Annotated in this window: 1 protein-coding gene; it reads right to left on the reverse strand. The window is 55.8% G+C overall.

Annotated elements, in window-relative coordinates:
* Window positions 1-301: CHAT domain-containing protein (locus AC0QH1_RS00455; protein ID WP_324628772.1), on the reverse strand; the 301-nt coding region annotated here is incomplete at both ends.

The raw sequence follows: 301 nt of genomic DNA on the forward strand, positions 1-301 counted from the left end.
GCGTCCCGTCTCGCAAGCAGAGAGGACGACTAAATCCGCATTGAGTTCCATGTCGAAGATTTCTCCTGCTGTGAGCAATCCATCGTCGCTGCTGGTGGGGGTGAGGGCAATCCAACTGGCGATACCTCGGGTGGGGTCGAAGCTGCCGTGAGTCGCCAAGTGTATAATTCGCGCCGAGGGCATTTTTTGCACCACTGCCGATTCCGTTGCTTGCGACCCAATCAGCGGCGTAACATTCAGCAGTTGTCCGATATCCCGCGCTTCTTTTTCCGCACCTAACAGAGGAGACAGTTGTTTCGGC

The organism is Phormidium sp. CCY1219, from assembly GCF_055795085.1.